The sequence below is a fragment of the Edaphobacter bradus genome (genome assembly GCF_025685645.1).
Lineage (GTDB): Bacteria > Acidobacteriota > Terriglobia > Terriglobales > Acidobacteriaceae > Edaphobacter > Edaphobacter bradus.
The window spans coordinates 1,025,388-1,036,486 of the sequence record NZ_JAGSYF010000002.1 but is presented as its reverse complement, the minus strand read 5'-3'; the positions used below and the strand labels follow the sequence as shown (position 1 = coordinate 1,036,486).

Sequence of the window (11,099 nt, the reverse complement as noted above, 5' to 3'; positions counted from 1 at the left end):
GAGTGCCGATAGTGGTAAGGCAGTGGGATAAAGAGGTGAAACAAACCTGCTAATTGCAAGGCGAGGTAAATACTCCACCATCGAAATTTTCTTGCTCTTAGCATAGTCGCTTACAGTTCCCTAGCACGAAATCCTATTACTCACGCTAACTCCTTGTAAAATAGCTAATTAGTGCCAGTCTATTTCGAGCGGGACGATTTAAGGGAGACGCTTGTCGGTGCAGGCTTTCAGCAGAACTCGCCCGCGTTTTTCACTTGGCTCGCAGTTGTTGTGATGATCAGAACCGAATACAGCCTGCTGTAGCCGGGTCAATAGCCCGAACACACGAGTAGCCGAGAACTCATCCATCCAAGGAAGTTTAGCGTGTCCTGCTGCGGAGCTGGGCAGAGGAGTCTACGGGCGTATCACCGGCAATACGGGAGTTCACCGAGGCCCAGCGAACCCGGCTCGTCGATTTTATGAGATAGGTTCTCGCTTCCGGTATCCTGCCTTACGAACCCCCGCTAATCCGCACCAGGTCTGCAGCCTCCAGCACCTGTTTCGGCGCGCCGTTCCTCGCGATCCGCAGCATCGCCTTGCCCAGCTCTTCGGTCGAGATCACATACCTCCGCGCCACTTTCACCAGCAGCGGATACATCGGGCTCAGCACGTCATAGAACCTCTGATACAGCTTCGTCTTTGACTCGATCCCATGCAGCGGCTGTATATATCCGGGCCGCAACATATACGCCGCCCTGAACCCAAGCCCCAGCAGAGCATTCTCCGTCTCGCCCTTCACCCTCGCCCACATCTGCCTGCTCTTCGCGTTCGTTCCCGCGCCCGAGATATACAGAAACGTCATCGCTGGATTCAGCCGAACCAGCGTCTCTGCGATTGCGAGCGTCAGGTCGTAGGTCACGCGCCGGTACTCCGCCTCGCTCATCCCCGCCGACGAAGCTCCAAGGCAGAAGAGGCAGACATCGTATCCACGCAACTGCTCCTCAATCGGAGCCAGGTCGTGCAGGTCCTGCTGCAGAATCTCGTTCACCTTCCCATCCGAGATCCCCGCGCAACTCCGCCCCACCGCCAGAACCTCGCTCACTCCGTCATCGAGCAGGCACTCGCGAAGTACACCCTGCCCCACCATTCCCGTCGCGCCAAACAGAATCACCTTCATCCTTTGATCCTTTACCTCGCAAGGGCCTCAGCGATCGCCTTCTCCGCCAACGGAGACATCATCGCGTATCCCTTCGACGTTGGATGCACGCCATCCTTCGCAAGCTCCAAGTCCAGTCCGCCCTGCGCGTTCGCCATCTTCGAGTAGTAGTCCAGATACACCAGCCCCTCGCGCTCGCACATCGCCTTCAACCGCGAATTCATTGCGCGAATCTGCTCCGCCGGCCGCGCGCCTGGCTTCCAGCCGAAGTGATCTGCAGGCAATATCGACGCGATCACCACCTTGATCCCGTTCGCCCGCGCAATCGCAATCATCGACTCGAAGTTGTCCTCGATCATCTGCGGCGTCGAAGGCCCCGTATTCCCAGCAATGTCGTTCGTGCCTGCAAGAATCACGACCACCGCCGGCTTCAGTTGCACCACGTCCTGCTGGAACCGCACCAGCATCTGCGGAGTCGTCTGCCCGCTGATCCCGCGCCCCACATACGGCCTGCCGGGAAAGAACTCGTCAGGCTTCTGCGCCCACGCATCCGTAATCGAATCACCATAAAACACCACGCGCTTCTCGTCCGCCGCCCCGCCTTTAGCATCCTGAGCAGACAGCGCTGCATTCGCCTCCCGGTACCTTCCAAGCTGCGGCCAGTCGTCCAGCTTCTTCTGCATCGCGGCGATCTGCTTCGCCGCATCGGGCTCAATCGAAGTTTGGGCCGAAGCCTGCGCCGCTGGAGTCGACACCACCCCCGTCTGCCCCCACAGCGTCCCCGCCAACACCAACGTCACACAAATCCAACGCATTCAATCCCTCCCAGAAAAACTCCGCGCCTATCCTACTTGAAGAGCCCTCAATACCTCTTCCTGTTGTACCCTTTTGACTAAGGATGCAGACCGGAATCTCCACCCTCGTCTTCCTCTCCCAGCGCCTCCACCCCGGCCTGCTCGACGCGCTCCAGCGCAGCGGAGCCCGCACCATTGAGCTCTTCGCCGCGCGCCACCACTTCGACTACACCGACCGCCCCACCGTCCGTGAGACAGCCAACTGGTTTCGCGACACCGGCCTGCGCGCCACGCTCCACCAGCCCATCTTCACCCCCGAGCTCTCCGAGCGCTGGTCGCGCCACGTTCCCGCCACACTCTCCCTCATCTCGCCCGACAAGTCCCAGCGCATCGAGGCCATGGACGAGGTCAAGCGCGCCCTCGAGACCGCCGAGCAGATCCCCATCTCCGCCATCACACTCCACCTCGGCCTCAAGGACGACCCCTGGAACACCCTCGCCATCGATAACTCCCTCACCGCCATCGAGCACATCAAGGCCTTCGCCCACCCGCTCGGCGTCAAGGTGCTTATCGAGAACCTCCAGAACGAGGTCACCACGCCTGAGCACATCCTCGAAATCCTCCACATCGGCCACTTCAACAACGTCGGCATCACCCTCGACGTAGGCCACGCGCACCTGAGCGACACTGGCATCGACCACGCGTTCGAGCTCCTCCGCCCCCGCATCGCCGAGCTCCACCTCCACGACAACCACGGCCTGCGCGACGAACACCTCTGGCCCGGCACCGCCGAAATCGACTGGACCAACCTCGCCCGCCTCACCGCCACGCTCCCCGCTGAAGTCCCCGGCATCCTCGAGATCGCCCACGAGCTCAACGAAACCGCCGACTCCGTCACAAAGAAGGCCACCGAAGCCTTCGATCAGCAAGCCCGCAACGTCGAAGACCTGGTCGAATCCAACCCCTCCTGACCTCCTGAGCAAACCCGCCAATCCACCACCCCTAAACGTGTCATCCTGAGCGGAGCGCAGCGTAGTCGAAGGACCTGCGGTAGTTGTTGCGGTTGCCGTTGTCTGTTCTAGATCCCTTCCTGCTAAGTTTTCGGACGTATAGCCCTGCTCGCCGACCTTAATCCAATCATGCCCAACACTCCTACTCCCCACGAAAGAAACGGGCTAGAAAAAATCCACAGGTATGGAGAAGTCGGCACCGCAACAGATTGGGATGAGAAAGAGAGGATAGATCTCGACTCATCGACAGACATCCTCGCGCGTTCCTTATTGAGCAGCCTTCCATCCTGCGAAAATGAATATTCGTACGCGCTAGTACGCACCTCGATGACTCCGTCCGGCGTGCTGCCTACAATGAAATCTTTGCCACCAGTGTCCACACTCCAGCCAAATAGAAATCTCCATTGAGAGTCATAGAGTTGTACTCTAGAAGCTGGCACAAGCGGAACCACATAGATGCCATCTGGCGTTTTTGCTACACCTTTCACATTGCCAGCGGGCCACTGAAAGGAGTTTGGGAGCGGCAGCGCGCCCGTACCTACCAGCGACTGTGCGAGAAATCCTCCCATACCTACAAGAACAAGAAAGCCCGTTAAGCCAGTCAACCAGCCGAGGTTGTGCCGACGAACATTTCTAATCTCACGAGATATTCCCCGAATCGTTGTGAAGATAAAAAATGCTGAGAAGAGCCACAGCACGGTCCTGGAAAACGTAACGGACATTGTTTGAGGAGTTTATATCAGGCTTAAGCTGGCTCTACTTCACTCAGGGCTACCCCCTCGAAAAGATGGCACACTAGGGCGCGAATCCTCAGCGCAGACGGCAGTGCATGCCGCCGTATTCGCCCGTCTCCTCAAACCGTCGCGCCGCGGCATCGTCCGGGTTGTACTTCAGCGCCAGCTGCACCAGCTCTCGCGCCGCCGCCCCGCCACCCTCCGCGCAGCGCAGCGCAGCCAGGCTAAGCACCGCTGCCGTCTGGCCCGGATTGTGCTCTGTCACCTCTTTCAGTAGCGCCTCCGCATCTGCTACAGCCCCGCTCTGCGCCTCCAGCACGGCAAGGTCCGTCAACGCCGTCGCATCATGCGGATCCATCGCCAGCGTGACTCTGTACTCCGCCTGCGCCTTCGTCCTGTCGCCGCCGATCTGCGCCAGATACCCAAGCTCCTCGTGAACCACGGCATCCGCGTGTCCGAAAAACTCCACCTTCTCCAGCAGGCTCTTCGCACGCATATAGGAGAGCCTGTCGTCCCGCTCTGCAAACTGCGTATACGCCAGCCCTCGCTCGCGATCTCCCGCAGCCCCCTCGCCCACGGCCACAAGATTCACCGCGCCTGTGAAGCGTGCCACGCCATCGCTCGCCGTCTGCGTCACTGCCTTGGTCTTCGCCCGCGGCCTCGCCTCGATGTCGTGATCCGTCAGCTGCTCATGAGAGATATCCGCCGTGTCCCGCGTAGGCATATGGCACGCCACGCAGTCCGGCTTCTCCGGGTGGTGGCCCTTCGCGTCGAACCCGGGCGCAGTATGGCATTGCAGGCACCGCGCGCGAAAGTACGCCACCCGCTCCGCGGCCGGCGGCAGGCTGTGCGGATCGTGGCACGTCGTACACGTCATCCGCGCGCCCACAGCACGCCGGCACGCGCTTCGCAGCAGCGCCTCATACTGGCTGCTCGCCCGCAGGGCTGACGTCGCCGAACTCGCGTTCACAAAATACACCGCCGTCTCCGACAGGTCCTGCCCCGGTTCAAAGCTTCGCAGCGAGCGCCCCGCCCGCTGGATCATCACATCTCCCTCCAGATGACACTGCAGACACACGCTGTCCTGCTGCTGTGGCGTCAGCGTCCCCAGCCGCAGCATAGGCTTCCGTCCGCCCGAGGCCACATGCGCCTCCGCGTCTCCGTGGCACGCCGCGCACCCCACTCCGCCCTGCCGGAACGGCGCGCCGGCCCACGCATTCCGCGCAAACGGCAGCGGCTCCGCCACACCCGTAGCATGGCAGTGCAGACAGTTCGGCTCCACCTGAAGCGCCAGAGGCGCTCGCTCCGCGTTCTCATACGCCGGAGCCATGTCGTACTTCGACCTCCTGCTGTACCAGTTCACCGGAGCCTCGAACCACAGGTTCCCACCCTCCAACGGCCTCGCAAACAGATACGTCCGTCCCCGCCGTCCCGATCCGATGTAGTACACCAGCCGTTCCTCGCCGCGTAACGCCTGTCCCGACGCAGGGCGGTCACGCTCGTAGCGCAGGCGAGCCTCCCCGTCCTTGCTGTCCAGCTGGTAGTTCACCTTTGAGCGCTCATGAAAAAAACTCCCGCGGATCAGCCCGTCCATCGCCCACCCGCTTCCCCGCGCCATCGTCGTCTCTTCCCAGCTCGCGTAGATGTCCGCGTGGCACGCGGCGCACCGGCGGTCCGGGTCGTCCCCGCCGGCCATCCCACGCGACGGACGCCCCATCACGACCGTCAGCACCACCATCATCCCGAGAACAGCAGCCGCCACAACAGGGATCGACCGCAGCCCAGCCCACCACCCGCCGGTGCCCAAGCATCGCACGGGCCCTTGCCCCCGATCCCCGGAAGGCATCCGCACAGCCTGGCGACTCCTTATTTGCCGCTGCCTGATTAGACGAGGTTTTTCTCCGGCGCGTCACTGCCCACATCTCGCCTCTAAGGCGTAGATTCTGCAGGATGCCCCTCCGTGAACATCCGCGGTCGCCAATCCGGTACTCTTTAACTGGAAGGTAGAAACCGCACCATGAGCGAAACCGCCGCAGCCACTCCCGCCGTAGCCACCATCGCCTCGCTAGCCGCCCACGAAGGCCAGACCGTCACCCTCCGGGGCTGGCTCTACAACATCCGCTCCTCGGGCAAGCTGCTCTTCCCCACCTTCCGCGATGGCACCGGCACCATTCAGGGCATCGTTCCCAAGGCCGCCGTCTCCGAGCAGGTCTTCGAGACCCTCAAGAGCCTCCAGCTCGAGTCCTCCCTGACCGTCACCGGCAAGGTCCGCGCCGACTCCCGCGCACCCTCCGGCTACGAGCTCGACGTCGAAAACATCGAAGTCATCTCCCCCGTCTCCGCCGACGACCCCTTCCCCATCACCCTCAAAGAGCACGGCGTCGACTTCCTCATGGAGCATCGCCACCTCTGGCTCCGCACTCCGCGCCAGTCCGCCATCCTGCGCGTCCGTGCCACCATCATGCGCGCGGCTTCAGAGTACTTCGACACCAACGGCTTCATCCGCACCGATCCGCCGATCCTCACCCCCAACGCCTGCGAAGGCACCTCCGAGCTCTTCGAGATGGACTACTTCGACTCGGACAAGGCCTACCTCACGCAGTCCGGACAGCTCTACATCGAAGCCACCGCGCTCGCCCTCGGCAAGGTCTACAGCTTCGGCCCCACCTTCCGCGCCGAAAAGTCCAAGACCCGCCGCCACCTCACCGAGTTCTGGATGATCGAACCCGAGGTCGCCTACATGGACCTCGAAGGCGACATGCAGCTCGCCGAGCAGTTCCTGCGCCACATCGTCAGCCGGGTCCTTGAACTGCACCGCCAGGACCTCAAAACCATCGGCCGCGACACCGCAAAGCTCGAAGCCATCATCATCCCCGGCGCCTTCCCACGCCTCTCCTACGACGAAGCCCACGCCATGCTCGAAGAGGCCTACAAAGCAGGCAAGATCGAAAACCCGCACAAGTACGGCGACGACCTCGGCTCTCCCGACGAGACCTACATCAGCTCGCAATTCGACAAGCCGGTGATGATCCACCGCTACCCCGCGGCCATCAAGGCCTTCTACATGCAACCCGACCCCAAGGACCCCACCAAGGCCCTCTGCGTCGACGTCCTCGCCCCCGAGGGCTACGGCGAGATCATCGGCGGCTCGCAGCGCGTCGACAGCTACGACCTCCTCAAGCAGCGCATCGAAGAGCACGACCTCCCACTAGCCGCCTTCCAGTGGTACCTCGACCTGCGCAAATACGGCTCCGTCCCCCACGCCGGCTTCGGCATGGGAATCGAACGAGCCGTAGCCTGGATCTGCAGCCTAGACCACGTGAGAGAGACGATACCTTTTGCGAGAACATTAAACAGAATTTACCCCTAGATGTTCTACTCAGGTAGATTCACTGGGGCGTTGCTAACGTGACTCAAACAACAAGTGTGATTCTAGGATCTGCTGGCATCGGTGCGCTGACGTCGAGTCTCATCACCTTTATAGGCCAGATATTGGAGCGCCGAGCTCGACAAAAAGAACTCTTGATTTCAAAAGCCATCGACTTGGCACAGCTTCAAGTCAAGTTTCTTCAGGATGCTTCACATGCGATGCAGACGAGAGTTCAAATCTACCCGTACATCGTCTACGCACGCTGGTACCACAAAGAATTATCACTCTTGCATAAGACCAATTCTCTCTCGCAAGAAATCGAAATCAAGTATGCGGATTTCCTTAGGTCAAAAAATCATTTTGGAGTCGCGGAATAGAGTCCTCAGTCACCCGAGAACTGAATTATGACGAGCATAGGAAAGGTCGCTAGCGCGATCAATGATCTCGCTACCAAGCATCCGTTTGGCAGATTTCAAGAGCTACGGAAGCAAGTACAAGGCAAGAAAACGACCAGATCCGTTATTTTCGATATTTCAAAGCCTAGTGTGAATGAAGACGAAGGTTGGGCATTTCACACTGGCGGTCGAGAAGAACTCCAATTCAATATTGGTTTTGAGAAAGAAGAGAATAGGTTTAGATTTGGTGTCGCCTTCTCATTAGAAACCAGTAGATCGTTACCAAGCATCGATCCTCTACTACCAAAAATCGAAAGATTTAATGAATTTGTTCGGCTTAACTCAACGACACTGGAAGGCTTCCGGATGTGGGTCTGGAGGCGAAGATCGATCATCAAACGCGATACCGCAGTCCGGCAGATTACTGATGATGAGATCGAGACGCCAACCTTTATTTTCTTGGGAAAAGCAGTTCCGCCTTCCCATATAGACATCTCAGAGATACTGGACTGTTTTGAGCAGTTATTGGCTCTCTATTGCTTCGTCGAAACTTCATCTGCGGAAGCCAGCCAACTGGTAGCCGTTCCTGGCGATTTAGCCTTCTCATTCGAGCAGAGATTGACTTTAGGTGATAGTGAAACTTCAAGAAATGGGAATCAAGATAAGATCAACGTCGCATTGCGTTCGAACCAAATCAAACGCCGGCTCTGTGAACAATTGAAATGCAGATCAGACATTAAACTTGGTGACGAGTTACCAAGCGGAAACGGTGGAAGAATCGACCTTGTCTGCTTGTTACCATCCGGCGAGTATGACTTCTACGAAATCAAGCCTGCCGTATTAGCGAGACACGCCATAAGGGAGGCTCTGCCACAGCTGCTGGAATATGCTTACAGGCGCGGCGGCAAAGAACCTCGTCGGCTCATCGTTGCCTCGCAAGCCCCTCTCGATGACATTTCATCGGAGTTTCTAGCATCCCTTCGAGCTAAGGGCTTGCCAATACACTACGAACAGGTTTCGATATCCTAAATATAAGCAGGGTGGTACCGATCTAAAATCGGTGGGTGGACGCATGGCCCACATCTAAGATCGGGTGTCCCATCTTCGGACGGGTGGCCCACTTCTACCTTCGCCACGAAATCGGGTGCCCCATATCCGGGCGGGTTGGCCCATACATCAAACCAACGGATACCTCGGGTGCCCCATTCATGCGGCCTCACCGCATGAGTGGGTCATTCGCGCGAAAGCGCGAACCACCTGCTCCACCTCGCCAGCATCTTGCAGAAGAATCTGTATCCCGAAGCTCCTGCCGCCTGTCTATATGCCAGCAGCCTCCATCACATTTTTCCACTGGGCTTCGACTATCGCTGTCACAATGGGTGGACTCTTTCGTTCCACCTCAAACTTCATCTCCAGAATCGACCTTGAATTGTCGACCGACACGAAGTCGATCCTACGCCCAAGCACTTGCAATAATTGGGCAGCAGCCTCCGGCACAGCGATCAAACTCTTGGCCATATCGTCGATACGATGAACAATCGCATGCTCACCAGCCTCTTGAGCAGCCGTCGCGCGAGATACCATGCGGTCCACAAGCAATCTCGGATCGTCACAGAAGACTAGTTCCAGCAAAACACGCCAGCCTGCTTCAATAGCCTCATTGATATGCCTTTCGACACTGTTCATCTCGTCGGGCCTGACCTCATAGACGATACCGACGCCAGGCGGATAGGACGCACCGGTGCAAATAGAAGTCTTTCCCGCGCAATGAGCTCCGATCACAATCACCACCCAGCGTTCAGAGTCAGCCTTGGCCGCCGTAGTCTCGCTGACGGCGACAAAACGCTCACCAATCTTATCTATAAGCGCCATCTTGTTCGGTATTCCACCGTAGCACAGGGCCGGGTGGCCCATACATCAAGGACGGGTGGCCCACATCTAGCTCGCCGCAAAATCCAACTCACCGCGAATCTGGGTGCCCCATCTTCGCGACAGCTTCATCGTCGCTAAGGTGGGGCATTCGCGCCAAGCGCGAACCGCATTTCAAACCCTGTAACGACCGCACTCCACGAGTCCCCGCCGGAAAGTCCTTAAGCTGCACAAGAGCAAAACTTCCACCTAACCTCTGTCCGAATCTCCGGGACCACCTCACCCTAATCGAGCCAGGCCACATCCCTTGAGCTTCACCCATGCCGCTTAAGCGCCGCAAGATCAACAGGGCTTGAGATCAACGCCTTCCCTCCGCGCCGCAATTGAGACTTTCCACACCTCTACCCTCGCCATCCCCACGCCGAAGAGAGTAATTTATCTCTGCACGCTAGTACGTCGTACATCGGAATGAGGCACTCGGCGGCCCTCAACCGTTCGACGGTTCCGCACTCACGAAAGAGCGACCGAACCATACCGCCTGCCGCGTGCACGCCGTAAACCTCCACCTCCAACCCACATTCTTGAGGTGAACATCAATGGCAGAAAAAGTCTCGTACATTCCCCAGGGCTACAACTCCGTCACGCCTTACTTGATCGTCAGGGGCGCCGCGCAAGCCATCGATTACTACAAGAAAGTCTTCGGAGCCACCGAAATCATGCGCATGCCCGGCCCCGACGGCAAGATCGGTCACGCCGAGCTCAAGATCGGCAACTCGCACATCATGCTGGCCGACGAAAATCCCAGCATGGGCGCGGGATACACCAGCGCTGCCACCATCGGCGGCAGCCCGGTGAGCCTCTACGTCTACCTTCCCGACGTCGACGACGTCGTGAAGCGCGCAACCACAGAGGGCGCGAAGCTCCTCAGGGAGGTTAAGGACCAGTTCTACGGAGATCGCTCCGGCTTCATCCAGGATCCCTTCGGACACCTCTGGGGCATCGCCACCCACATCGAAGATGTCTCACCCAAGGACATGCAAGAGCGCCTGAAGAAGGTCATGCAGGCAGCCTAGCTCGCTCCAGCCAGGTGGCAGGGCAGTCACACCCTGCCTCCCTGGCCAACAAGTTCCTGGTTCAAAGCTGATTGGCAAATGCCTTCAACCCGGGGGAAGGGGGTCACTGCACCCTGACCTCATCCCCTGCATTCTTTTTTACCCAGGTCGTGTTATCCCCAGACTCGTACTGCTCGAAATGAATCTTGTCCCGTCCCGTGAAGACGTTCTCGGTCCGGTAGAAGACCTGCTTCCCGCTGTCATCTTTCCCCGAGCCCAGAAAGGTCCAGTGATCTCCAACAATCGTAAGGTCACCCCGCCCATTTGCCTGCCCGTTCGCAAGCACCGGCTGCGTATGAAACTTCGTCGGATCATCCGTAGCAGTAAACACGACTAATGCCAGCGACTTCCCATTCACTACCTGCTCGCACGCATAGAACGCCGTCCCTTCAGTGCAATGGTTGACGATCGTATCCGGCTTGCCCTCACCGGCCATCGTATGAGCCGCAACCAGCGTCCACGTTCCTTCATACACCCTGATAGGTGCAAACGCCGCACTCGTAGCAGCCATCATCAGCAACCAGAATCCCATCAGCATCGCGATGCTCCTTCTTGCTCCTGTCTAATGAACCAACGCCTGGGCGGCCCACACCTGAACACAGATGGCACTTTTTCCACTAGATGATTACTTTTTCCCCACTAGAGTGCACTTTTGTGCATTACCCGTTCAGCAAAAATGT

At 58.6% G+C, this 11,099-nt stretch carries 10 protein-coding genes; 5 read left to right on the top strand and 5 right to left on the bottom strand.

The annotated features are described in order from the left end of the window. Positions 1-490: 490 nt before the first annotated feature. Together OHL16_RS10400 and OHL16_RS10395 are read right to left on the bottom strand one after the other, a co-directional pair. Complete coding sequence (locus tag OHL16_RS10400; RefSeq protein ID WP_263367056.1) at positions 491-1,156, bottom strand: Rossmann-fold NAD(P)-binding domain-containing protein; 666 nt, start codon at positions 1,154-1,156, stop codon at positions 491-493. Between the two features lie 11 nt (positions 1,157-1,167). Continuing rightward, positions 1,168-1,950, bottom strand: coding sequence for an SGNH/GDSL hydrolase family protein (locus OHL16_RS10395; protein WP_263367055.1), 783 nt, complete (start codon positions 1,948-1,950; stop codon positions 1,168-1,170). Positions 1,951-2,033: 83 nt separating this feature from the next. On the opposite strand from OHL16_RS10395, the gene OHL16_RS10390 reads away from it, so the two are divergent. Then, entirely contained in the window at positions 2,034-2,900 is an 867-nt protein-coding gene (locus OHL16_RS10390; protein WP_263367054.1) for a sugar phosphate isomerase/epimerase family protein, read from the top strand. An 849-nt stretch (positions 2,901-3,749) separates the two neighbouring features. On the opposite strand, the gene OHL16_RS10385 is transcribed toward OHL16_RS10390, so the two are convergent. Then, on the bottom strand, positions 3,750-5,489 hold the full coding sequence (locus OHL16_RS10385; RefSeq protein WP_263367053.1) for a tetratricopeptide repeat protein: 1,740 nt from the start codon (positions 5,487-5,489) through the stop codon (positions 3,750-3,752). Between the two features lie 201 nt (positions 5,490-5,690). On the opposite strand from OHL16_RS10385, the gene asnS reads away from it, so the two are divergent. Genes asnS through OHL16_RS10370 form a run of 3 tightly spaced genes read left to right on the top strand, consistent with a single transcriptional unit; the run spans position 5,691 to position 8,467 of the window. Then, positions 5,691-7,043 carry an asparagine--tRNA ligase gene (gene asnS / locus OHL16_RS10380; protein WP_263367052.1) on the top strand — a complete coding sequence of 451 codons (1,353 nt, stop codon included), beginning with the start codon at positions 5,691-5,693 and terminating at the stop codon, positions 7,041-7,043. 38 nt (positions 7,044-7,081) lie between these two features. Next, the gene (locus tag OHL16_RS10375) at positions 7,082-7,420 is read left to right on the top strand and encodes a hypothetical protein (protein WP_263367051.1); all 339 of its coding nucleotides are present in this window, start codon (positions 7,082-7,084) and stop codon (positions 7,418-7,420) included. Positions 7,421-7,447: 27 nt separating this feature from the next. Then, positions 7,448-8,467: a hypothetical protein gene (locus tag OHL16_RS10370; RefSeq protein WP_263367050.1), complete on the top strand. Its 1,020-nt coding sequence runs from the start codon at positions 7,448-7,450 to the stop codon at positions 8,465-8,467. Positions 8,468-8,755: 288 nt separating this feature from the next. Here OHL16_RS10370 and OHL16_RS10365 read toward each other — a convergent pair whose 3' ends face one another. Continuing rightward, positions 8,756-9,310 carry a hypothetical protein gene (locus OHL16_RS10365; RefSeq protein ID WP_263367049.1) on the bottom strand — a complete coding sequence of 185 codons (555 nt, stop codon included), beginning with the start codon at positions 9,308-9,310 and terminating at the stop codon, positions 8,756-8,758. A 593-nt stretch (positions 9,311-9,903) separates the two neighbouring features. Between OHL16_RS10365 and OHL16_RS10360 the strand changes: the two genes are divergently transcribed. Then, on the top strand, positions 9,904-10,380 hold the full coding sequence (locus OHL16_RS10360; protein WP_263367048.1) for a VOC family protein: 477 nt from the start codon (positions 9,904-9,906) through the stop codon (positions 10,378-10,380). A 103-nt stretch (positions 10,381-10,483) separates the two neighbouring features. On the opposite strand, the gene OHL16_RS10355 is transcribed toward OHL16_RS10360, so the two are convergent. Further along, a complete protein-coding gene (locus tag OHL16_RS10355) occupies positions 10,484-10,951 on the bottom strand; it encodes a hypothetical protein (RefSeq protein ID WP_263367047.1) in 468 nt (155 codons plus the stop codon). Positions 10,952-11,099 lie beyond the last annotated feature (148 nt).